Below are 21268 nucleotides of genomic sequence, written 5' to 3'. Positions count from 1 at the left end.
CTTGATTGCGCCTAGCTATCGAGCTCTTCCTTCACATCTCGCTGGCCCATTTCCACCAGGCGTTCCCGGGCGCGCGTGGCCCATTCGCCGGTGGTGTAGCTCTCCACCAGCTTCTGATAGAAACCCTTGCCTTCCTCGCGGTACTTGGCGATTTCCTCTTTTGAAAATTTATCGAAATCCAGCCTGTAGCGGGCGAGATCCGAAGGGGTCAGCTCCGTGAAGTCCTTCTTCTGGTACTTGGCCAGGTACTCCTTGTTGAATTGGGTGAGGACCTCCTGGGTGACGAATTTCTTGCGCAGGGCCTCGCCCAGGTAGAAGTAGGCCCGCTCCCGGTCCACATATTCCGGGTAGGTCTGGAGCAGTCCCTTGAGGCGATTTTCCGCGGCCGGGTAGTTGTAGGCGCTCACGTAGTAGACACCCACCAGCAGCTCATGCTCGGCGACGCGCCTCCAGCATTGGGTGACCTTGCTCTTGGCCTGCTCCGCATAGGAGGAGCCGGGGCTTTCCTTGAGGAGCTGCTGGAACGTCTCCAGGGCTTTTTTCGTTTCCGATTGGTCCCGGTCCGCCGATTCGATGGAAGCGTAATGGCAGAGGGCGATGTGGTAGAGCGCGTAGTCGCGCTTTTCGCTGCGCGGGAAATAGTTCAAAAAGCTCTGGTATTCGACCTGGGCCTCGGGGTAGTTGTTGGTGGACCCGAAGAAATAGCTGTCCGCCAGCAGGAGCTTGGCTTTAGGAAATTCGGGCGTGGAGGGCAGGTACTCCTCGATGAGTCGCAGGTCGGCCCGGCCCTGTTCCCACTTGCCTTTGCGCAGCAGTGATTCACCGTTGGCCAGCAATTCAGCCGCTGTCTTGCCCTGGATTTTGTTTACGGCCTTGGGTTTGCGGCAGCCGAGGCCCACCGCCGCGAGCAGGCTCAGACTTAATGTAAGGCGGAGGAATCGGTTCATGGGTTTCCTAGAGACAGGGGTGGGGTGGGAATTTTATACGGCGATGGCTGGAGGCAGCGGACCCGATACGGGTTCCAGGGACATGGATGCGTTGTCGGCTGTCCAGGTTCGGCGCCTGCCTTCCAGCCAAGGCTCTACCAGGGCCTGGGCTTCGGCGCGGTGGATGTCGTGGAAAACCTCGTGGTAGAAGCCCGCCAGCCGGTGGCGCTCCAGCAGCCCGGGCTTGATGGAGGACCAGATCGCCTCGGCGCCGTCCGGGTCCACCACCGTGTCGGTGCCTGCCTGGAGAAGCAGGATGGGCCGGTCCAATCCGGAGCCGAAGGCCAGGAGCTCTTCGCGGCCCGCCTGGATGGCGGCCGGGAAGGAGGCGGTCACCCGGCGGTGGCAGTAGGGGTCCGCCCAATACCGCTGCACCAGCACCGGATCCGAACAGACCAGGTTCTTGTTGCCGGGGAGATCGATGGAAAGATGGGGGCCCAGGCGGAAGAGCACCGAACCCACGAGTTTCATCAAACCGGCCCGGGGGCGCAGGCTGACGGCAGGGCTGCTGAGGATGAGCCCATCCATCGAATCGGGATGCCAGAGGCAGGCGAGCATGGCCACCAATCCGCCAAAGCTATGGCCCAGGACGACCTGGGGGAGAACGGGCGGGGAGAGCACGGGGACGTCGTCCACAAGGCGCGGATGGGCGCCGAGACGGCTGGCATCGTGAAGGCGCTCCTGGCGCAAGAAAAGCGCGAGATCATCTGCGAAGGGCCGGATGCCCCTGGCATCCCCGCGGGTGCCGCCGGACTTGCCGAATCCAGCATGGTCCATGCTGGAGACGGACCAACCGAGCGAGTGCAGCCATTTGGCCGTGTGCCGGTAGCGTTCACCATGCTCCCCGTATCCGTGGGAAATCACCACGCGGCCGACGGGATCCGGGTGCTCCCAGCGCGCAAAGGCCAGCCGCAAACCGCCATGGCCTTGCAGGGAACCCCGGTCGGAGGGTTCCAGATCGCTGGGCAGCACGGTGAGAGATTCGGGCATCCCACCAGAATACCGCGCCAGACAGGACCCGCCGAGCCTTGTAGAATGAAGGATTGCCTTTGCGCGAGCCAGGATGCCGAATGGACTTTGAAACCCTCATCAGGGCCAAGAACGAACTAGAGCCCCGTGTGCGCCAGCTGGCGGCGCATCTCGACCCGGAACGCAAAGCCTTGGAGCTGGAACAAATCGAGGAAAAGACCGCCGCGCCAGGATTCTGGGATGACCCTGACGCCGCCAAGCCCCTGTTGAAAAAACGCGGGGTCCTGGGCGACGACATCGCCCTGGCGAAAAAGCTGAACACCGGGATCGAGGACCTGGAGACCGCCCTGGAACTCAGCCGCGAAGACCCAGAGATGCTGGGCGAGGCCGAAAGCCTGGAAGGAGCCTTGCGCAAGCTGGTGGAAGATGCCGAGCTGCGCATGATGCTCAGCGGCGATCTGGACAGCAACAATGCCATCGTCGCCATCGCGCCGGGGGCCGGCGGCACCGAAAGCCAGGATTGGGCCGCCATGCTGCTGCGCATGTACCTGAGATTCTGCGAGCGGAAGGGCTGGCCCACGGAAATGCTGGACTACCAGGATGGCGAGGAAGCGGGCATCAAGGGCGCCACCTTCCAGGTCACCATGCCTTTTTCCTACGGCTACCTGCGGGCCGAGGCCGGGGTCCACCGGCTGGTGCGCATCAGCCCCTTCGATTCCGCCAAGCGGCGCCACACCAGCTTCGCCGCTGTCTACGTGAGCCCGGAACTGGACGACACCATCAACGTGGACATTCCGGAAAAGGATCTGAAGATCGATGTGTTCCGGGCCTCGGGCGCCGGCGGCCAGCACGTGAACCGCACCGAATCCGCCGTGCGCTTCACCCACCTGCCCACGGGCATCGTGGTTTCTTGCCAGAACGAGCGCAGCCAGATCAAGAACCGCGCGACGGCGCTGAAGGTATTACAGGGCCGACTCTACGAACTGGAGCAGCGGAAGTTCCTGGACAAAGTGGCCGCCGCCTCCGGCGAAAAGTCCGACGTGGCCTGGGGTTCCCAGATCCGCAGCTACGTGCTGCAGCCTTATCAGATGGTCAAGGACCACCGCACCGGCGAGGAGACCAGCCAGACCCAGAAAGTCCTGGATGGCGACATCGATGCCTTCATCCGGACCCAGCTGCTGGCGAAATCGCTGAAGACAGAAAGTTAGGACGCGAAGCCCGCGGATGAAACCCCACTGCGATCTCTGTCTTTCTCCCATCGCCGAGGGCCGGGCTAAGCGGGCGATCCACGGGGCAGAGTACGAGTTCTGCTGTCCGGGCTGCGCCACGGTGTTCGGCATTCTGGGCGTCGAGGAAGCCATGCGCCAGGGACCGCGGTTCAAGGGTGCGGCCCATGAAACCGAATTGCCGCCAGGGCCCTACCTCGAGCTCTGGCTGAAGGTCGAAGGCATCGCCTGCGGCGCCTGCGCGCCGCTCATCGAAGGCATCCTGCAATCCCGGCGGGGCGTCGTGAAGGCTGTGGTGGAGCCCATCTCGGAAGTGGCCCAGGTACTTTACGCGCCGAGCTTCGCGGGCAAGGACGACATCATCGCGCACATCAGCCAGCTCGGATTCCCCTCGCGGGAATTGGCGGGGCCGTTGGAGGAAGGCAACGAGGCCCTCAGCGTCCATCATTCGGTGCGCCTGCTGCTGGCCATCGTCCTGGGCGCCAACGCCATGATGAATGCCATGGTCATGTACGCCACCTTCGCCCACGACCAAGGCATCGAGTGGATCTCGGATCTCGTCTTCCAATCGCGCATCTACGACAAGAATCCGATGCCGATGATCGTGCGGGACACCTTCACCTGGACCACGGGGTTGGCGGCACTGCCGGTGCTGCTCTACTGCGGCTGGCCCATCATCACGAACGGATGGCGCCGCATCCGGCTGGGCGCGCCCAACACCGATTCCCTGGTGGGTTTCGGCGCGGTGATGGCCTTCCTCGTGAGCCTTTATGCCTCCGTAGTGCTGCATACGCACCATGTCTACTTCGATACAGCCTCCATGCTGGTAAGCCTGCTGGTCATCGGCCGCGCCATCGAAGGTGGCTCGAAACGCAAGGCCCGGATGGCCGTCCATGGCCTGCTGCAGCTCTCCTCCCGGGGCGCTGAAAAATGGAACGGCTCCGCGTTCCAGGAAGTGCCCATGGAGCAGGTGAAGGTCGGCGACCGTCTGCGGGTGAAGCTGGGGGAACGCATTCCCGTGGATGGCCGTGTGCTCCACGGCGAAGGTTGGGTGGATACATCAAGTCTTACGGGCGAGCCGAAGCCGGTGGAGGCAGGCCCCGGCAGCTCGGTGTTGGCGGGCACGCTGCTCAACACCGGGACGCTGGAACTGGAAGCCCAGGCTGTGGGCTCGGACACGCGGCTGGCGCAGGTGGTGCAGCGCGTGCGCCAGACTTTGGCCGCAAAACCGCCGATCCAGCTCCTGGCGGATCGCATCGCAGCGGTCTTCATGCCTGTGGTTGTCGCCCTTGCCCTGCTCGCGGGCTTCGTGGCCTATGCCCATCACCTGACCTTGGTGCAATCGCTGATGGCGGGCATCGCCGTGCTGGTGGTGGCCTGTCCCTGCGCACTCGGCATCGCGACGCCCATGGTGCTTGTGGGCGCGGTCACCGAGTGCGCCAAACGGGGGTTGCTGCTGCGAAACGGCGAGGTGCTGGAGCAGGGGCCCAAGCTGAAAGCCTTCGTGTTCGACAAAACCGGAACGCTCACCACGGGACGGTTGGATTTTACGGGGTCGCGGCTTGAGGGGCTGGCCGAAGACGAAGCCTTGATGCTGGCGGCGGCCCTGGAGGAGATTTCCAGCCATCCGCTGGCCGAGCGAATATTCCGGGAGGGCGCCACCCGGGCTCAAGGCACGGGCCAGCGCCTTCCCGATGTCTGGAACCGCGAAGTGCGAGCGGGGCTGGGCGTGAGCGGCCGCTTCAAGGATCAACGTGTGCTCATCGGAAGGCCCGCCTGGCTGAAGGAGCAGGGCGTCACAGCGCCTGAATCCTGGTGGACGGGGGATGGACTGCGGGGTTCGCTCGTCATGTTCGCGATGGGCGATCGCGCGGTTGCGCTCTGGGGCCTCGGCGACACCGTGCGCTTGGAAGCCGCCGCCAGCATCCGTTCCCTGCAGCGCATGGGCGTCGAGTGCTGGCTGCTCAGCGGCGACCGGGTCGAGGCCTGTCTCGATGTCGCGGGCCAGGTCGGCATCCCCCCGGAGCGCGTGATCGGCGGCGCCTTGCCATCCGAAAAGGCGGAGCGGCTCGCGGCGATTCAATCCCGCGTCGGGCCCGTGGCCATGGTGGGCGATGGCATCAACGATGCGGTGGCCTTATCCCAAGCGGATCTGGGCATCGCCATGGGCAGCGGCGCCTCCGTGGCCCTGGAAAGCGCGGGCCTGGTGCTGGTGCACCGGGACCTGCGCCGCTTGCCGGTCTTCCTCAAGCTTTCGCGTCTCAGCCTGCGCCGCATCCGCCAGAACCTGGGCTGGGCGCTGGGCTACAACGTCGTGCTGGTCCCGCTGGCCCTCGCCGGCTTCGTGCATCCGATCCTGGCCGCCACGGCCATGATGGCCAGCTCCATCAGCGTCGTGCTGAACAGCGGACGCAGCTTGAAGGTGGAATCCGCCAAGCGGGATCTGGAAAGCGCCTAGGTTCGCTCCGGCTACTCGCTGGGATTCAGATTGCTTCCATTCGCGGCGCTGCCAATGGACTGGGCCGCGATGGCTTCCTGCTCGTCCCTGGGCAATCGCCACACCCAGCGCCCGGTGGCGCGATCGAAAATGTCGAAGCAGCACAGCCAGTTCAGCAGACCGGCGATCATCACGTAGCTGGCCCCGTATTCCTGGGTGAGGTTGCGGATGGGTTCGGTGCCCGCGCCGCCGAAGGCCCAGGCGAAGAGGCCGTAGATCGGTCCCACGCCCACCGTCGCGCCAGCGCCCAGGGTGGGCATCCATTCAAAAGGTTCCGTTTTCGGGACGAAGACGCCGCCCGGAACCCCGTTCCCGGCTCCCGCAGAGAGCTGCATCCAGGCGAGCGCGCAGAACAGCACGGTGATGCCGAAGAGCACCTTGGCGCGGCCCTTCTCCCCGATCATCCAATAGCCCGAGCCCGGCACCAGCCAGTTGCAGACCAGGGGTTTCCAGGAAGCCAGAAGCGCCTTCTGCTTGCGAAGGGGCAAGGGGAGTTTGGGGAGTTCGGGCGCCGCTTTGGACATGCCTCCAGGGTAACGGAAGGCCGCGAAAAACGCCTCGGGAGCCTTCCCTGGACACCTGCCATCAAGGCAGGCCGAGGGGCCTCGACCTACCGCTTGAACACCGCGTCCAGGAACGTCGCCACCGCGTCCTGGGGCGGTGCGGTCTGCCACTGGGCCCCCCCATGGCCGGCGCCGGCCACATTGCGCTTGGTGACACAGCGGCCAGCGGATTCCAGGGCGGCCTTCAGAAGGTCGCTTTGAGCCATTGGCACGGTGCAATCTTCGGTGCCGTGAAGGATGTACATGGGCGGTGAGTTCGGCCCCAGATACGTGATCGGGTTTGCCATGGCGATGGTCGCGGCGCAGGCTGGATCATTGACCGTGCAGCCCAGGAACTGGCTCTCGGGGGAAGTGGCCAAACCGTGCGTCGCGGCTCCCGGCGGGCAGCCCTGAGCCAGCAACTGCGAGTCCATCTTCCCCAGATCCACGGGGCCGAACCAGGCGATGGCCGCCTGGACCGCGCTCGAAGTGCTGGCATTGCCTTGGCTCAGGTCTTCGAGTGCCGCGATCCCCGCGCTGGTGGCTGCCAGCGAGGCCAAGTGGCCGCCCGCGGAACTGCCGAAGGTGGCGAACCGCGTGCCGTCCAGGTTGTAGGCCGTGGCATTGGCCCGGAGATACCTGATCGCGGCCTTGACGTCCTGGATCTGGGCGGGGAACTTGGCGGTTCCGCTCAATCGGTAGTCGATCGAAGCCACCGCATAGCCCCGGCAGACAAGCCGCTTTGCCTGCTCGGCCTGTGTCCGCGAGCCCTCCCGCCATCCGCCGCCGTGGATCCAGATCACGGTCGCGAAGGGTCCCGAACCGCTGGCCGGCCTGTAAAGATCCAGCAGATGGTCGGGACCGGGAGCATAGGACGATGTCACTGGCGCGGAGGCCTCGGCGCAGGCGGGTGCCGCGGTGGTGCCAGGGAGCAGATCGACGCCGGACTGCAGGGAAGGACACGGATTGGCCGGGGGTGGCAGGGCAGACGCCGCACCCCCGTCGGGGCCCCCACCGCAACCCGCCAGCATCGCCGAAACCAGGATGCTGGAGGCCAGCCATCCCGAAAATCGCGACCGTCTCGTATCCATGGGGCGCCCTTTCCTGGGATCGCGCTGGTGGCGATGGCTGCTGGAAATCCAACAGACACCCCGGGAGCCGTCGGGGTTGAAAAAGCCTGCCTTCGGGAAGCCCTGCCATGTACCAATATCCGGCCTGGCATAGAAAAACCGCCCTTTTGGGGGGCGGTTTTCTGAGCATGCCGACAAAATGGAACTAGTCGGTGGCGAAAGGCAGCAGCGCGATGTTGCGGGCTCGCTTGATGGATTCCACGAGCATGCGCTGGTGGTTGGCGCACACGCCGCTGGTGCGGCGGGGCAGGACCTTGCCGCGCTCGGGCGTGAAGCCCTGCAGGGTCTTGATGTCCTTGTAGTCGATGAGCACGGATTTCTCGACGCAGAACTTGCAGAATTTGCTGCGCCGGCCGCTGAATACCTTCTTCTTCTTCGGTTTGCCTTTTGCGTCAGGTCGCTTTTTCATCCTGCCACCTCCTCTGGGGGACGCTCTTTGATGCCGGCGGCCGCCTTGCGCTTGCCTTCGCGGTCAAAGCGGGCCTTGCGGCGGGCCGCGGACTTCGCTTCGGCATCGAGGCGCACGCTCATGAACTTGATGACCGCATCGTTGTTGCGGAAACGGCGCTCCAGCTCAGCGATGAGCTTGGGGCCAGCGTTCATCTCGAACAGGGTGTAGTACCCTTCCGAGAATTTCTGGACTTCGTAGGCCAGCTTTTTGCGGCCCCACTTGTCGGTTTTGAGCAGTTCGCCACCCTGCTCGGCAATGATCCCCTCGTACTGTTTGACCAGTTCGTCGACCTGTTCTTCGGTCAACGTAGGGGAGGCGATGAAGATGGTCTCGTATAGACGCATCGTTCCTCCTTGTGGATGTGAAGCCCCCATTCTGGGATGGGAGCAAGGAGCTTCCCTATTGCGGGACGCGAACCCCAAGTCTCTCATTGAAAGGCTTGTGTTTCAAGGAAGGATGCTTGGGTGGTGGGTTTAGGGCCCCGAGTCTCAAGTCCCGAGTCTCAAGTCCCAAGTCCCAAGTCCCAAGTCCCGAGGGCCTAGTTCCATCGCTCAGCTTCTCGGGATCGATACAGCGGCGGCCGTAGGCCGTGAATTAGATGGTGCGCCGTAGGCGCCGCTAGATTTCCTTGGGACTTGGGACTTGAGACTCGGGACTCTCCCCCCTCCAAAAGGAATCCGCATTCACCTGATTGGGAAGCGTGCCCAGGTCTTCAGTGGCTCCGAGCAGGTCCAGGAAGCTTCCGAAAGGCGCATCCATTTCGTCGATCAAGGCCCACTGGGGCTCGCTCCATTCACCGAGCACGTATTCGTGCAAAGGCCGCTCGAAGGGGCCGATGCCCAGGCGCAGGCGGGCGATGGCTTGAGTCCCTGCGTGATGGAAAATCGATTTCAACCCGTTGTGGCCACCGTCGCTGCCCTCCAGCCGGAAGCGGCCAAAACCCAGGGGCAGATCCTTGTCGTCATAGAACAGCACGAGCTTGCGGACGTAGATGCCCGCCGCATCGGCCTCGGGCAGGACTTCGCCGCTCAGGTTCATGTAGGTCGCGGGCACCAGGGCCTGCAGGCGGTCGTTGAGGCCATAGAGGGTACCGTGGGCGAATTTCCGTTTGACCGGAGGTTTCAGCCCGCGGTCCGCCATCCAGCGCTGGAGCAGAAGGCGGCCCATGTTATGCCGGGTGTTGGCGTATTCAGCGCCGGGATTGCCCAAGGGTAGGAGAGTCCACATGTAGAACAGCCTACAATCAAGGGTTGGGCATCTCTAGGAGCCTCATGACCCAAAGTGTGAACACTATCAAATCTGTCTGCGACCTACTGATCACAGGCCACCATAACGATGCAAAGTGCATATTGAATTCTGAATATCCCTTTTCTTACGTCAAACCAAACAAACGTGCCTACACCCCAAAAGAGTGTATGGATGTATTTGTACGGGATGGATTCATAGACCGATACTCCGGAGCCCGATTAATCTTTCCCGGTACATTAAGGCTGATTCACAAGGTGATTCCCTCTGAATTCCCCTTTCATACAAACTGGAAAATGAGTAAAACGCACATAGCTTTTTGGGAGCTTTCCCCGACTATTGACCACGTGGTTCCTGTTGCTCGGGGTGGACAGGATGTCATTGAAAACTGGGTAGCCACTTCTCAACTCAGGAATAGCTCCAAATCAAACTGGCTGCTCGAAGAGCTCGGGTGGCAACTTCTCCCACCTGGTGATATTTCAAATTGGGATGGTCTTACTTCATGGTTCATGGAATACATCACCAGTAATCCAGAACACCTTACCGATTCCTACATTCGTACTTGGCATAAGACAGTGCTTACGCACCCTCGACCAAGCCTTCGTTCATCTCAGACCCAACAATGACTGACCGTGGTTAGCTTTCATTGTTAGCCGGGCCTCAGGAGTTCAATGTGCCTACCAAGAAACCCACCCTGGAAAAGCTGCCGCAGCGCCGTGTCACCCAGCCGTCCACGAGGCTCGACACCTTCCAGAGCCCACGGCCGAGCCGCCCCTTCGAGATCGTCTTCAGCACCGAGGAATTCACCTGCCTCTGCCCCATGACCGGCCAGCCGGACTTCGCCCACATCACCATCCGCTACCAGCCGGACCAGCTCTGCGTGGAATCGAAATCGTTGAAGCTCTACCTGTGGAGCTACCGGGACCGAGGCGCTTTCCACGAAGCCGTCACCAACCAGATCCTGGATGATCTGGTGGCCGCCACGCAGCCTCAGTGGATGCGAGTCGAGGGTGATTTCCTGATCCGCGGCGGCATCAGGACCGTGGTGATCGCCGAACACGGGAAGAAAAAATGAAACCGCGAAAGGCGCGAAAGGACGCTAAAAAAATATCTTTATTCGCGCCATTTCGCGCCATTTCGCGGTTCAGATGAACGCCGTCATCGCCCTCGGCTCGAACCTTGGTGATCGCCGCGCGAATCTCGCGGCGGGGATCAAGGGGCTCCAAGAGCTGGGCGTGGTGAGGGTTTCCAGCCTCGTGATGGAAACGCCGGATGAATCGGGCCGCGGACCGGACTATCTGAACACGGTGGCTTTGTTGACGGCCGGAATCGAAGATCCACGTCTATTGCTGGAGGCGCTGCTGCGCATCGAGCTGCGCTGCGGCCGCGACCGCGGTCAGGGGCGGAACGCGCCCCGGACACTGGATCTGGACCTCATCGCGGTGAGCGGCCAGACCGGAACCTGGACCTGGGATACGCCCGATGACTTGCGGATGCTGGGTCCAGAACTGCATCTGGAGCTGCCTCACCCCCGGGCTTTTTCGAGGCCCTTCGTGCTGGAACCCTGGCGGGTGCTCACGGATCCGGGCGAATGCAGTGGTGTCATTCCAGGGAATCATCCTTCCGCGTAGAAGGAACCCCGGCGCAGGTTCTCGTGGATCTTCAAGGGCTGGTGCAGGGGCGGGAAGGCGCGCTGGTCGCAGTCGGGCCGTTCGCAGATGCGGCAACTCACGCCGATGGGCACGGCGGCCGCGTGGTTCGCCACATTCACGCCATCGGCGTAGATCAATTCCTTGGCGTGCTCCGCGAGGCAGCCCAGGCCCACGGCCTGCACGGCATGGGCCGCATGGGGTCCGCCGCGCTCCTGATGGATGGTGCGGGCGATGCAGAAATAGATCGTCCCATCAGGCATTTCGGAAACCTGGGTGCGGATGGTGCCGGGCGTCAGGAACGATGCGTGGACGTTCCAGCGCGGGCAGGCGCCGGAAAACCGCGCGAAGCGGATGCCCGACGCGGAGAACCGCTTGGAAATATTTCCGGCGATGTCGATGCGCAGGAAGTGGAAGGCGATGCCTTCCTGCCCCGGTCGCCGCAAAGTTGTTAGTCGGTGGCAGACCTGCTCGAAGCTGGCCTGGAAGCGCCGGCCCAGCAGCTCAACGTCGTGGCGCTCTTTTCGCGCGGCCTCCCGGAAGGGCGCGTAAGGCATCATCACGGCCCCGGCGAAATAGTTGGCGAGCGCCACCCGGGCCAGGGCGCGGCTTTCGTCGCAGGAAAGCGCGGGATCTGCGGCGAGTCCGTTCAGCACGTCGGGCAATTCCAGCAAGGCGATCTGGTGGGCGAGCTGGAAAACGCGGGAATGGAGGGGCAGCCGCTCCGAAAGCTCCAGCAGCATCCGTTCGGGCTGGAACCGCCGCAGCACGCCACAGCTCTCCCGCACCGTGAGGATCTGCACCTTGACGCGGTGTTCCCGCTCCAGGTGCCGCACGAGGTCCTGGAATAAGCCGGTGGAATCGAGCTTGGCCCGCTGCCACAGGGTTTCGGCGGTGGCCTCCAGGGCTGGAAAATGGTTTCGATGCATCTGGATGAAATCGTTGACCTCTTCCGTGGGAAGCCGCGACCGGTCCACGCCTGCCAGGTCCTGGCCGTCGCTGAGCTTGGCGGCCAGTGCTTCTGCGGAGGAGCGGGAGCTTTGATAGGCGCCATACAGGGTCTTCAGGGCGCGGGCCGCGGAGGGACACTGCTGCACCAGATCCCGCAGCTCGCCGGTGGTGAGGTCCAACTCTTCGAAAAGCGGGTCGCCCAACACCTCCGCCAGGTCCGAGGACAGCGCCGCGTCCTGATCCGGCGCGAAGGTGTGGAGGTCCACCCGGTAGAGCTGGGCCAGCTTGATGAGCAGCGGCGCGGTGAGGGGCCGCTTGTTGTGCTCAATGAGATTCAGGTAGCTGGGCGAGACCTCGAGCTGCTCCGCCAGCTGGGCTTGGCTCAGCCCTTCGCGGCGGCGGAGGCCGCGCAATTTGGCGCCGAGCAGGGAAGGGGAGGTGGCCATGGGGGCTCCGGATGATTTACAAACTTAACAATATCAATCATGTAAATTTACTTTTATTTACTTAATTAACACCATATTTATGAAACACATCTTGCGCACCTTGTGCGTGGAGTAAATATTTTACATCTCACCTAGGATACGCCTATGCGATGCGAAGCTAGCCCGAAACTTCCTGGAATTTCACTCTTGGACCCGGACCACCGGCTTCGAGAGGAGGTGTTGGGTTCCGAGGCCCTGGCTTTCGTCGCCGACCTGGCGCGCGCCTTCCAACCCCGCATCCAGACCCTGCTGAAGGCCCGGCTCCGGGTCCAGGCCGAGCTCGATGCCGGCAAGCGCCTGGATTTCCTGCCCGATACTCGCGCCATCCGGGACGGGGACTGGACCATCGCCCCGCTTCCGGAGGACCTCCGGGACCGCCGCGTGGAGATCACCGGTCCCCCGGACCGCAAGATGGTCATCAACGCCCTGAACTCGGGCGCCCGCTGTTTCATGGCGGACTTCGAGGATTCCTGCGCCCCCACCTGGAACCGCCTGCTGGAAGGCCAGAAGAACCTGATGCAGGCGGTGCGGCGCACGCTTCAATTCGAGGATGGCGCCACCGGCCGCAGCTACCGGCTGAACGAAAAACCTGCGGTCCTGATGGTGCGGCCCCGGGGCCTGCATCTGGAGGAGCGGCACATGGCCGTGGATGGCGTCGTGGTACCCGCGCCGCTCTTCGATTTCGGGCTCTATGTCTTCCACAACGCCAAGGAATTGGTGGACCGGGGCAGCGGTCCCTACCTGTACCTTCCCAAGCTGGAGCACCACGAGGAAGCCACGCTCTGGCGCGATATTTTTGTGCATACGGAAGCGGCCCTCGGGCTGAGGCCGGGGAGCATCCGCGCCACGGTGCTCATCGAAACCTTGCCTGCCGCATTCCAGATGGACGAGATCCTGTTCGCCCTGAAGGACCACATCGCGGGCCTGAATTGCGGCCGCTGGGATTACATCTTCAGCTTCATCAAGAAGCGGCGCATGGACCCGGGCGCCGTACTGCCGGATCGCGCCAGCGTCGGCATGATGCAACCTTTTCTGAGGACCTACAGCCAGCTGCTCATCCAGACCTGCCACCGGCGGGGCGCCCTGGCCATGGGCGGCATGGCGGCCCAGATCCCCATCAAGGAGGATGTGGAAGCCAATGAAAAGGCCATGGAACGCGTGCGGCAGGACAAGCTGCGCGAAGTCACCGATGGCCACGATGGCACCTGGGTGGCGCATCCAGGGCTGGTGGCCCTGGCGACCGAAGTCTTCGATGCGCACATGTCCGGCCCTAACCAATTGCACGTGAAGGGCAGTCTTGGAACCATCACCGCGGATGATCTGTTGCAGGTGCCGGATGGACCCCGTACCGAAGCGGGCCTGCGGCACAATGTCCGCGTCGGCATCCGCTACCTGGAGGCCTGGCTGGGGGGCAACGGCTGTGTGCCCATCGACCATCTGATGGAAGACGCCGCCACCGCCGAAATAAGCCGGGCCCAGGTTTGGCAATGGCTCCACCACCGCGTGCTCCTCACGGATGGCCGCATCGTGGACCGGCCCCGGCTGGCACAGATCATCGTCGAGGAGATGGCGCGGCTGCGCGCCGAGCTGGGCGATTCGCGGTTCACTGGCAGCTGCTTCGCCGAAGCCCGGCTCCTCTTCGAATCCCTCTGCACCGATGCGGTATTGCAGGATTTCCTCACCATCCCGGCCTACGGGAATCTGCTCGCCGACGAGCTGATGGCCCGCGTCAGCTGACCTCAAGCCACCTTTTAGGAGCAACCATGCCCCCCGAACTGAACCAGCTGAACCCGAACGCCCACCACGATCCCCGGCGCTTCCAGGGCATCGCGCGACCCTACACGCCTGTGGAGGTGAAGAAGTTGCGCGGCTCCGTGAAGGTGGAGCACACCCTGGCGAACCTCGGCGCCCATCGCCTGTGGGACCTGCTCCATGAGGAAAACCACGTGGCGGCCCTGGGCGCCATGACCGGCGGGCAGGCCGTCCAGCAGGTGCGTGCGGGTCTCCAAGCGATCTATTGCAGTGGCTGGCAGGTGGCGGCGGATGCCAACACCTCTGGCGCCACGTATCCAGACCAGAGCCTGTATCCCGCGAATTCGGTGCCTCAGTTGGTGAAGCGCATCAACGCAGCCTTGGTGCGGGCGGACCAGATCGACTACGCCGAAGGCCGCACGGACACCCACTGGTTGGCGCCCATCGTGGCGGACGCGGAGGCCGGATTCGGCGGACCGCTCAACGCCTTCGAACTGATGAAATCCATGATCGAAGCCGGCGCCGCGGGTGTGCACTTCGAAGACCAGCTATCAAGCGAGAAGAAGTGCGGCCATCTGGGCGGCAAGGTGCTGGTGCCGATTGGCCAGTTCCTCCGCACCCTGGTGGCGGCCCGCCTGGCCTCGGATGTGCTTGATGTGCCTTCGGTCATCATTGCCCGCACCGACGCCGATAGCGCGAAGCTGCTCACCTCGGACGTAGACGAGCGAGACCATCCCTTCATCACTGGAGAGCGCACACCCGAGGGCTTCTTCCACATCAAGGGCGGCATTGACTGCGCCATCGCCCGGGGCCTGGCCTACGCGCCCTACGCGGACCTCGTGTGGTGCGAGACCTCCACGCCGGACCTCGCCGACGCGAAAAAATTCGCCGAAAGCATCCGCAAGGACTATCCCACCAAGCTGCTGGCCTACAACTGTTCGCCCTCCTTCAACTGGCAGAAACATCTGGACGCCGCCACCATCGCGCGCTTCCAGCGGGAGCTGAACGCCATGGGCTACAAGTTCCAGTTCGTGACCCTGGCGGGCTTCCACAGCCTGAACCACGGCATGTTCGAGCTGGCCCACGCCTACAAGGACGAAGGGATGTCGGCGTATGTGCAGTTGCAGGCTGCCGAGATCGCCGCGGAAGTGCGCGGCTACACCGCCACCCGCCACCAGCGCGAAGTGGGCACCGGCTACTTCGACACCGTGACTCAAGTCATCTCAGCGGGACTGTCCTCGACGATGGCCCTGCAAGAAAGCACCGAGGCCGCGCAGTTTTAAAACCTTGAACCGCGAAATACGCGAAACTACGCGAAATGTTAACCAGATGTTTTTTCGCGTTATTTAGCGATTTTCGCGGTTCCAGATTTCAGAACCCATCGTCATCCCCGCCGCTACCCAGGGACATCACCGACTGCGAGAGCAGCATGAAGGCCGGGCGCAGGAACATGGTGGAAGCCACGAAGAGCAGGGTCTGGAAAAGCGTGTGGATGGGCAGCGCGCGGATGGGCTCGAAGACCCAGAGCGCGGTGGTGATGAGCGCCAGCAGAATGCCGATGAGATGCAAGGTGATCAGTTGAGCGTTGGTGCAGCCGAAGCGTTTTAGGACGTCTTCCTCGGAATCGCCGAGCCAGGGGAATTTCGCGAAAAAGGCCCAGTAGCGGGACCAATAGGTGGGCGCAGGTCCGTTCCCGGGCGCCTTACTTTCCGGCATCGGCCTTCGTCCATTTCTCGGCCCAGCCCAGCACAGCCTTGTGCCAGGCCTGGCTGTTCTGGGGTTTCAGCACCCAGTGGCCCTCGTCGGGCCAGACCAGGAATTCGCTGGGCACGTGGCGCAGCTGGAGGGTCTGGTAGAGCTGGATGCCTTCGGTGAAGGGCACGCGGTAATCCAGCTCGCCGTGGGACACGAGCATGGGCTTTTTGAAATTCTGCGCGGCGTTGTGGGGGCTCTGGCGCTGCCACAAGGCCTTGGTCTGCGGGTTCTCCCAGGGCCAGCCCTTGAATTCCCAGCGCGGGAACCACAACTCTTCGGTGGCCAGCTGCATGGACTCGGTGTTGTAGATGCCCGCGTGGCTGATGAAGGCCGCAAAGCGGTCCGCATAGTGGCCGGCCATCCAGTTCACCGCGTAGCCGCCGTAGCTGGCGCCCGCGGCCACCACGCGCTTCGGATCGGCATTGGGCACCTGCTTCAAGGCCGCGTCCAGGCCGTTCATGATGTCCTTCATCACCAGGCCGTTCCAATCGCCACGGATCTCATCAGTGAAGATCTGGCCGTATCCGAAGGAGCCGCGGGGATTCACTTCCACCACCACAAAACCGGCACCGGCCCACAATTGGGGATTCCAGCGGTGGCTCCAGGCGTCACTCCAGGCCCCTTGGGGCCCGCCGTGGATCAGGTAGACCACGGGGTAGCTTTTGGCGGGGTCGAAATCCACGGGTTTGATGATGAAACCCTGCACCCGCGGCGCTTTCCCATCCTTGCCCGCGCCGCCTTTGAACCAGAATGGTTCCGGCTGGTTGAGTCCCAGCTCCTCGGCCAGCGCTGCGTTGTGGTGGGTTGCCCGGGTCGCCTTCCCGGATTTCAGGTCCACGGTGTAGACATCCATCGGCGCCGCGGTGCTGCTCATCTGGGCGAGCACTCGGTCGCCGCCGGGCATCACCGCGAGGCTTTCCACATGCAGGCCATCGCTGATGCGCCGGGCCTTGGCATCCCCGAAGGGCTCCCAGGCATAGAGCTCCACCTTGCCCTTCTCGTCGGCGGTGAAGAGGATCCCATCGCCGTTCCATGAGTAATTCCCCACACTGAGATCCAAGCTTTCCGTGGTCTTCACGACCTTCCCGGAGGCACGGTCCATGATCCAGAGCCGGAACTTGTCCGCCTCGTACCCGGGCCGCATCTGGGCCCGCCAGGCCATGTACTTGCCGTCCGGCGAATAGCGCGGTGTCGTGTCCATGGCCGGATTCCGGCTGATGAGCCTGGGAAGGCCGCCGGCCAGGGCCACTTCGAAGATTTCGCCATTGGTGCTGATGGCCTGGTCCTGCTGGGGATTGGCGCCGAAGGCGATGGACCTGGAGTCCGGCGCCCAGGCGTACTCGTCGCCACTGGCGACATCCGCGAAATTCGGCGCATCGAAGCCGAAGCCCGGGGTCAGATCCCGCGGGAATTCCGTGGGCGCCGGCGGCGTGTCCGCCCGGACCACGAAGAGATGCTGCTTCTGCAAGGGGTCGAACCATTCGGTCCAGCGGCGGAACATCAGGGTGCCATAGCGGCGGAGGCTGGTTTTCGATTTGGCTTTGGCGGCGAGGTACTTGGCGTTGTCATCCCAGCTGCCGGAGGGCACGATGGCGGACGTGAAGGCGATCCACTTGCCGTCGGGGCTCCAGGAGGCCCCGCTGGCGCCGCCGGGCACCGTCGTGAGCTGGCGCCGGATGCGCCCGGCCGTATCCTCGATCCAGAGCTGGCCGCCCTGCTCGAAGCAGATCTTGGTGCCATCGGGGCTGAAGCGGGGATGGGATTGGGAGCCTTCCCCCAGGTTCAGGGGGGCGGGCTCCTTCATGCCCGGCGCGCCCTCCCGCCCGGCCCGCTGGAGCCAGATGCGGGTGGTGACCCGGTTGCTTTCCAGATCGACCGACCCCACCTGGTAGGCGATGTCGCCCAGGGCCGACACCTGCGGATCCCCCACCCGCTTGACCTTGAAGAGATCCGCGACCTGCATGGGCCTCCCGGCGGAAGCAGGGGCCAGGGCCAGCAGCGCGGCGATGGGCGTGAGGAGGATGCGCATGGGGGGGCTCCCAGTTGACTACCTGAATGATAACGGGCGGGCTGGAAGGCCCGCCCGCACATCGTTTTTATTTATCCCAGGAAAACCCCCGGCTCTGCCGGGGTGACAGCAGAAGTTTGACATTCAAGGGAGTCCATCTCGGAAACTCATTCTTGTGAGCCGCCAAGCACACACAGGAGGAGAACCAAGATGGACCTGACTGAAAGTCTAAGCCCTCGAAATGGGAGTGTAAGTATCACATCGTCTTCATTCCGAAGTGTAGGAGAAAGACACTTTACGAAAAGCTGCGGCCACATCTGGGTGAGGTGTTCCGGAAGTTGGCGGAGCAGAAGGAGAGTCGAATCGAGGAAGGGCACCTGATGGCTGACCACGTTCACATGCTGATCTCGATTCCACCGAAGTATGCGGTGTCGCAGGTGATCGGTTCATCAAAGGGAAGAGCGCGATCCATTTGGCGCGGGTGTATGGAGAGAAGCGCAATTTCGTGGGCAGCACTTTGGGCACGAGGGTATTTCGTGTCAACGGTGGGGCGCGACAAGCGGTGGTGCGGATTACATCCGGCACCAAGAAAAAGAGGATCAGAGATTTGAACAACTTTCACTCTTTCGCTAAGGTCGCCACCGTAAGGTGGCTCAACAAATGGGGCGCTTTGAGCGGCTCACTGATAAAGCCCCCGGCTCTGCCGGGGGATATTTACTCGCGGCTATTCGCGTTCGTTCGTGGTTCAAAATTCATTCAGGATGTACCGCGCGATGACGGTCCTCTGGATTTCCGAGGTGCCTTCGCCGATGGTGCAGAGCTTCACGTCGCGGTAGTACTTTTCCACGGGGTAATCCTTGATGTAGCCGTAGCCGCCGTGGATCTGCACGGCCTCCTCGGCCACCTTGCAGGCGATCTCGGAGCTGAAGAGCTTGGCCATGCTGGCGGCCTTGGCGTAGGGCAGGCCCTGGTCCTTGAGATTCGCCGCCTGGTAGATGAGCAGGCGCGCGGCCTCGATCTGCACGGCCATGTCCGCGAGCTTGAACTGGATGGCCTGATGCCCGCTCAGGGGCTTGCCGAAGGTGTGGCGGATCTTGGAATACTTCACGGACTCTTCGTAGGCCCCTTGGGCCATTCCAAGCGCCAGGGCGCCGATGCTGATGCGGCCGCCGTCCAGCGTCTTCATGGCCTGGCGGAACCCCACGCCCTCTTCGCCCAGCATGTTTTCGGCGGGCACCTTCACATCCTCGAAGATGAGTTCCGAGGTGTCGCTGGCGCGCAGTCCCAACTTGTTTTCCTGCTTGCCGGCGCGGAAGCCGGGCATGCCTTTCTCAAGGATGAAGGCGCTGATGCCGTTGGTCCCATTGCCGGGGCTGGTGCGGGCCATCACGACGGCGATCTCGCCCACGGTGCCGTGGGTGATGAAATTCTTGGTGCCGTTCAGGATGTAGTGGCTGCCGTCTTTGCGGGCGGTGGTGAGCTGCGCGCCGGCGTCGCTGCCTGCGCCGGGCTCCGTGAGGCCCCAGGCGCCGATCACTTTCCCCGACGCCAAGGGCTTTAGGTATTTCTGTTTCTGCGCCTCGTTGCCCATGGCGTAGATGTGGTTCGAGCAGAGGCTGTTGTGGGCCGCGATGCTGATGCCGACGCTGCCGCAGACCCGTGAAAGTTCTTCCACCACCACGGCGTACTCGATGTAGCCCATGCCCGCGCCGCCGTATTCCTCGGGGAAGATGACGCCGAGCATCCCCATTTCGCCAAGCTGCTTGATGATGGCCATGGGATAGGTTTTGGATTCATCCCATTCCATGACGTGGGGACGGATCTCCTTTTCGGCGAATTTGCGCAACGACTGGCGCAGCGCTTCGACATGTTCAGGAAGGGTGAAATCCATGGTGGCCCCGCTCGGTTAGAGCCAAGCCTACTGGCCCTGGACCGCGGGTGCACGATTAATTTATGAAGTCATAAATTAATCTAATGTAGTTGCCTGGATGGATCAGTATTGCGCCACGGTGGTCGCGACCCCCAGCTTCTGGACGAGGATCTTTTTCTGGGCCAAGCCGGCGGCTTCGGGCATCAGGGAAAGGGCCTTCTGCACCTGGGGATCCTTGGTGCAGAGGTACTTGAAGCCCGCGTCCAGTCCGTAGGCCAGGTTCTGCATCTCATAGGAGATCTGGTCCCGCATCTCCTCCTTGTTCTCTTCCCACTCCTTGTCGGTGATGGCGATCTTCTGTTCCAGGGTCCATTGCCGGAACCTCGCCAGCACCACGTCGTCGGCGCCCACATCCTGCTTCACGCCGAAGCGCTCTTTTTCGTGCACGGCGAACTTGAAGAAGGCCGAGGTGCGGAAGCGGAGATTGCCCACAAAGGGCTTGAGCAGGGCGGCGGGCACGATGTAGTCCGGCGTGATGCCCCCGCCGCCGTAGACCGTGCGGCCCAGGTCCGTCTTGTAGGGCGGGCCTTCGGGCTTGATGGGAACCTTGGCATCCTCTTCGGGGTTGTAGTAGTCGTCCAGCCCGTGCATGTAGTCGCGCTGGATGCTGCGCCCCGAGGGGGTGTAGTAGCGGCCGGTGGTGAGCGCCAGGCCGCGGCTGCGGCCGATGGTGAGGACGCTCTGCACCAGGCCCTTGCCCCAGGAGGTGGTGCCGACCACCAGTCCGCGGTCGTGGTCCTGCACGGCGCCCGTGACGATTTCCGAAGCCGAGGCGGTGCCGCGGTTCACGAGGATCACCACGGGGAAGGGATCCATGACCGAACCCTTGGGCGCCCGGGTCTCGACCGTGTCGCGGCCGTCGCGGCCCTTCTGCGTGACGATCAGTTCGCCGGGACCCACCAGCTGCCGGCAGATGCCCACGGCCGCATCCAGCACGCCGCCGCCGTTGTTGCGCAGGTCCAGCACGAGCTTTTTCATGCCCTGGCCCTTGAGCTTCTCCACGGCCCGCTCGAACTCTTCGCTGGTGGCTTCGCCGAAGTCCTTGATCAGGATGAAGCCCGTGTCCTTGTCCAGCATGAAGGCGTAATAGACGCTGTTGGTGGGGATTTCCCCGCGGGTGATGGTGAAGCGCACCAGGTCCGGGTAGCCGGCCCGCTGCACGGCCACCTCCACCGGCGTCCCTTTTTCGCCCCGGAGCTTCTGCACAGCTTGGGTGTTGGTCCAGCCCTCGGTGCTTTTGCCGTCGATCTCCCGCAGGTAGTCGCCAGGCCGGATGCCCACCTTCTCGCTGGGGCCGCCCCGCACCGTGGACATGACCACGATGCCGTCCGCCTGCTGGCTGATGATGGAGCCGATGCCGTAGAACGAGGCCCGCTGGTCCTCGCGCATCATGCGGAATTCGCCTTCATCCATGTAGTTCGAGTGGGGATCCAGGGTGTGGAGCATGCCCTGGATGCTGGACTTGGTGAGCTGCCGCGGATTCGGCGGCTCGACGGTCTTTTTTTCCAACAGGCCCATGATTTCCGTGAGCGTGTCCAGGCTCCGGGCCTGGGCCCGCTCGTCGCCGGTGCGCCCCGCCAGCGGCGCGTAGACGGCGGTGGTGCCCGCCACCATGACCCACATCCAGTTTTTCGAAACCCAACGCGCCATTTTCAATCCTTTGCCGTGTAACTGTTTGGGTGCTGCCATGGC

Annotated in this window: 20 protein-coding genes; 8 read left to right on the top strand and 12 right to left on the bottom strand. The window is 63.2% G+C overall.

Going from position 1 to position 21268, the window contains the following annotated elements; genetic code table 11:
• Nucleotides 1-11: 11 nt before the first annotated feature.
• Nucleotides 12-947, bottom strand: a complete 936-nt coding sequence (gene bamD, locus IPQ13_08175; protein MBL0210868.1) for an outer membrane protein assembly factor BamD — start codon at nt 945-947, stop codon at nt 12-14.
• A 33-nt stretch (nt 948-980) separates the two neighbouring features.
• Entirely contained in the window at nt 981-1976 is a 996-nt protein-coding gene (locus IPQ13_08170) for an alpha/beta hydrolase (protein ID MBL0210867.1), read from the bottom strand.
• Nucleotides 1977-2056: 80 nt separating this feature from the next.
• On the opposite strand from IPQ13_08170, the gene prfB reads away from it, so the two are divergent.
• Together prfB and IPQ13_08160 are read left to right on the top strand one after the other, a co-directional pair.
• Nucleotides 2057-3163: a peptide chain release factor 2 gene (gene prfB, locus IPQ13_08165; protein ID MBL0210866.1), complete on the top strand. Its 1107-nt coding sequence runs from the start codon at nt 2057-2059 to the stop codon at nt 3161-3163.
• A 16-nt stretch (nt 3164-3179) separates the two neighbouring features.
• Nucleotides 3180-5639 carry a heavy metal translocating P-type ATPase gene (locus IPQ13_08160; GenBank protein MBL0210865.1) on the top strand — a complete coding sequence of 820 codons (2460 nt, stop codon included), beginning with the start codon at nt 3180-3182 and terminating at the stop codon, nt 5637-5639.
• Between the two features lie 11 nt (nt 5640-5650).
• On the opposite strand, the gene IPQ13_08155 is transcribed toward IPQ13_08160, so the two are convergent.
• From IPQ13_08155 to IPQ13_08135, 5 genes are all read right to left on the bottom strand, one after another.
• Nucleotides 5651-6202, bottom strand: coding sequence for a hypothetical protein (locus IPQ13_08155; GenBank protein MBL0210864.1), 552 nt, complete (start codon nt 6200-6202; stop codon nt 5651-5653).
• Between the two features lie 86 nt (nt 6203-6288).
• Nucleotides 6289-7311 (bottom strand): alpha/beta hydrolase, encoded by a 1023-nt coding sequence (locus IPQ13_08150; protein ID MBL0210863.1) that lies wholly within the window; start codon nt 7309-7311, stop codon nt 6289-6291.
• 184 nt (nt 7312-7495) lie between these two features.
• Nucleotides 7496-7759 carry a 30S ribosomal protein S18 gene (locus IPQ13_08145; protein MBL0210862.1) on the bottom strand — a complete coding sequence of 88 codons (264 nt, stop codon included), beginning with the start codon at nt 7757-7759 and terminating at the stop codon, nt 7496-7498.
• Nucleotides 7756-8145 carry a 30S ribosomal protein S6 gene (gene rpsF, locus IPQ13_08140; protein ID MBL0210861.1) on the bottom strand — a complete coding sequence of 130 codons (390 nt, stop codon included), beginning with the start codon at nt 8143-8145 and terminating at the stop codon, nt 7756-7758. The genes IPQ13_08145 and rpsF overlap by 4 nt, the downstream gene beginning before the upstream one ends.
• A gap of 274 nt (nt 8146-8419) precedes the next feature.
• Entirely contained in the window at nt 8420-9028 is a 609-nt protein-coding gene (locus IPQ13_08135; protein MBL0210860.1) for a peptidyl-tRNA hydrolase, read from the bottom strand.
• A 44-nt stretch (nt 9029-9072) separates the two neighbouring features.
• Here IPQ13_08135 and IPQ13_08130 point away from each other — a divergent pair, with 44 nt between their 5' ends.
• From IPQ13_08130 to folK, 3 genes are all read left to right on the top strand, one after another.
• Entirely contained in the window at nt 9073-9672 is a 600-nt protein-coding gene (locus IPQ13_08130) for an HNH endonuclease (GenBank protein MBL0210859.1), read from the top strand.
• A 47-nt stretch (nt 9673-9719) separates the two neighbouring features.
• Nucleotides 9720-10121 carry an NADPH-dependent 7-cyano-7-deazaguanine reductase QueF gene (gene queF, locus IPQ13_08125; protein ID MBL0210858.1) on the top strand — a complete coding sequence of 134 codons (402 nt, stop codon included), beginning with the start codon at nt 9720-9722 and terminating at the stop codon, nt 10119-10121.
• A gap of 73 nt (nt 10122-10194) precedes the next feature.
• A complete protein-coding gene (folK, locus tag IPQ13_08120; GenBank protein MBL0210857.1) occupies nt 10195-10677 on the top strand; it encodes a 2-amino-4-hydroxy-6-hydroxymethyldihydropteridine diphosphokinase in 483 nt (160 codons plus the stop codon).
• Here folK and IPQ13_08115 read toward each other — a convergent pair.
• On the bottom strand, nt 10662-12092 hold the full coding sequence (locus IPQ13_08115; protein MBL0210856.1) for a DUF2083 domain-containing protein: 1431 nt from the start codon (nt 12090-12092) through the stop codon (nt 10662-10664). The two genes, folK and IPQ13_08115, sit on opposite strands and share 16 nt — an antisense overlap.
• Nucleotides 12093-12236: 144 nt before the next feature.
• Between IPQ13_08115 and aceB the strand changes: the two genes are divergently transcribed.
• Nucleotides 12237-13868, top strand: coding sequence for a malate synthase A (gene aceB / locus IPQ13_08110; protein MBL0210855.1), 1632 nt, complete (start codon nt 12237-12239; stop codon nt 13866-13868).
• A 26-nt stretch (nt 13869-13894) separates the two neighbouring features.
• Nucleotides 13895-15166: an isocitrate lyase gene (gene aceA / locus IPQ13_08105; protein ID MBL0210854.1), complete on the top strand. Its 1272-nt coding sequence runs from the start codon at nt 13895-13897 to the stop codon at nt 15164-15166.
• 88 nt (nt 15167-15254) lie between these two features.
• Here aceA and IPQ13_08100 read toward each other — a convergent pair whose 3' ends face one another.
• Both IPQ13_08100 and IPQ13_08095 read right to left on the bottom strand, forming a co-directional pair.
• The gene (locus IPQ13_08100) at nt 15255-15599 is read right to left on the bottom strand and encodes a hypothetical protein (GenBank protein MBL0210853.1); all 345 of its coding nucleotides are present in this window, start codon (nt 15597-15599) and stop codon (nt 15255-15257) included.
• Nucleotides 15586-17667 (bottom strand): S9 family peptidase, encoded by a 2082-nt coding sequence (locus IPQ13_08095; protein MBL0210852.1) that lies wholly within the window; start codon nt 17665-17667, stop codon nt 15586-15588. Before IPQ13_08095 ends, IPQ13_08100 begins: the two co-directional genes overlap by 14 nt.
• A gap of 239 nt (nt 17668-17906) precedes the next feature.
• On the opposite strand from IPQ13_08095, the gene tnpA reads away from it, so the two are divergent.
• On the top strand, nt 17907-18257 hold the full coding sequence (gene tnpA, locus IPQ13_08090) for an IS200/IS605 family transposase (GenBank protein MBL0210851.1): 351 nt from the start codon (nt 17907-17909) through the stop codon (nt 18255-18257).
• 134 nt (nt 18258-18391) lie between these two features.
• Here tnpA and IPQ13_08085 read toward each other — a convergent pair whose 3' ends face one another.
• Both IPQ13_08085 and IPQ13_08080 read right to left on the bottom strand, forming a co-directional pair.
• Nucleotides 18392-19537: an acyl-CoA dehydrogenase gene (locus IPQ13_08085; protein MBL0210850.1), complete on the bottom strand. Its 1146-nt coding sequence runs from the start codon at nt 19535-19537 to the stop codon at nt 18392-18394.
• Between the two features lie 102 nt (nt 19538-19639).
• Nucleotides 19640-21226, bottom strand: coding sequence for a S41 family peptidase (locus IPQ13_08080; GenBank protein MBL0210849.1), 1587 nt, complete (start codon nt 21224-21226; stop codon nt 19640-19642).
• Nucleotides 21227-21268 lie beyond the last annotated feature (42 nt).

The organism is Holophagaceae bacterium, from assembly GCA_016720465.1.
Lineage (GTDB): Bacteria > Acidobacteriota > Holophagae > Holophagales > Holophagaceae > JANXPB01.
The sequence above is the reverse complement of the archived record's forward strand: the minus strand, read 5'-3'. Positions and strand labels throughout refer to the sequence as shown.

What these genes read in the sequence shown, in the direction of transcription:
- IPQ13_08085 (MBL0210850.1), bottom strand. Translation starts at nt 19,537, where the DNA reads ATGGATTTCACCCTTCCTGAACATGTCGAAGCGCTGCGCCAGTCGTTG.
- IPQ13_08145 (MBL0210862.1), bottom strand. Translation starts at nt 7,759, where the DNA reads ATGAAAAAGCGACCTGACGCAAAAGGCAAACCGAAGAAGAAGAAGGTA.
- IPQ13_08100 (MBL0210853.1), bottom strand. Translation starts at nt 15,599, where the DNA reads ATGCCGGAAAGTAAGGCGCCCGGGAACGGACCTGCGCCCACCTATTGG.
- IPQ13_08130 (MBL0210859.1), top strand. Translation starts at nt 9,073, where the DNA reads ATGACCCAAAGTGTGAACACTATCAAATCTGTCTGCGACCTACTGATC.
- rpsF (MBL0210861.1), bottom strand. Translation starts at nt 8,145, where the DNA reads ATGCGTCTATACGAGACCATCTTCATCGCCTCCCCTACGTTGACCGAA.
- IPQ13_08080 (MBL0210849.1), bottom strand. Translation starts at nt 21,226, where the DNA reads ATGGCGCGTTGGGTTTCGAAAAACTGGATGTGGGTCATGGTGGCGGGC.
- folK (MBL0210857.1), top strand. Translation starts at nt 10,195, where the DNA reads ATGAACGCCGTCATCGCCCTCGGCTCGAACCTTGGTGATCGCCGCGCG.
- IPQ13_08150 (MBL0210863.1), bottom strand. Translation starts at nt 7,311, where the DNA reads ATGGATACGAGACGGTCGCGATTTTCGGGATGGCTGGCCTCCAGCATC.
- aceA (MBL0210854.1), top strand. Translation starts at nt 13,895, where the DNA reads ATGCCCCCCGAACTGAACCAGCTGAACCCGAACGCCCACCACGATCCC.
- IPQ13_08170 (MBL0210867.1), bottom strand. Translation starts at nt 1,976, where the DNA reads ATGCCCGAATCTCTCACCGTGCTGCCCAGCGATCTGGAACCCTCCGAC.
- IPQ13_08160 (MBL0210865.1), top strand. Translation starts at nt 3,180, where the DNA reads ATGAAACCCCACTGCGATCTCTGTCTTTCTCCCATCGCCGAGGGCCGG.
- IPQ13_08155 (MBL0210864.1), bottom strand. Translation starts at nt 6,202, where the DNA reads ATGTCCAAAGCGGCGCCCGAACTCCCCAAACTCCCCTTGCCCCTTCGC.
- IPQ13_08135 (MBL0210860.1), bottom strand. Translation starts at nt 9,028, where the DNA reads ATGTGGACTCTCCTACCCTTGGGCAATCCCGGCGCTGAATACGCCAAC.
- prfB (MBL0210866.1), top strand. Translation starts at nt 2,057, where the DNA reads ATGGACTTTGAAACCCTCATCAGGGCCAAGAACGAACTAGAGCCCCGT.
- bamD (MBL0210868.1), bottom strand. Translation starts at nt 947, where the DNA reads ATGAACCGATTCCTCCGCCTTACATTAAGTCTGAGCCTGCTCGCGGCG.
- IPQ13_08115 (MBL0210856.1), bottom strand. Translation starts at nt 12,092, where the DNA reads ATGGCCACCTCCCCTTCCCTGCTCGGCGCCAAATTGCGCGGCCTCCGC.
- IPQ13_08095 (MBL0210852.1), bottom strand. Translation starts at nt 17,667, where the DNA reads ATGCGCATCCTCCTCACGCCCATCGCCGCGCTGCTGGCCCTGGCCCCT.
- aceB (MBL0210855.1), top strand. Translation starts at nt 12,237, where the DNA reads ATGCGATGCGAAGCTAGCCCGAAACTTCCTGGAATTTCACTCTTGGAC.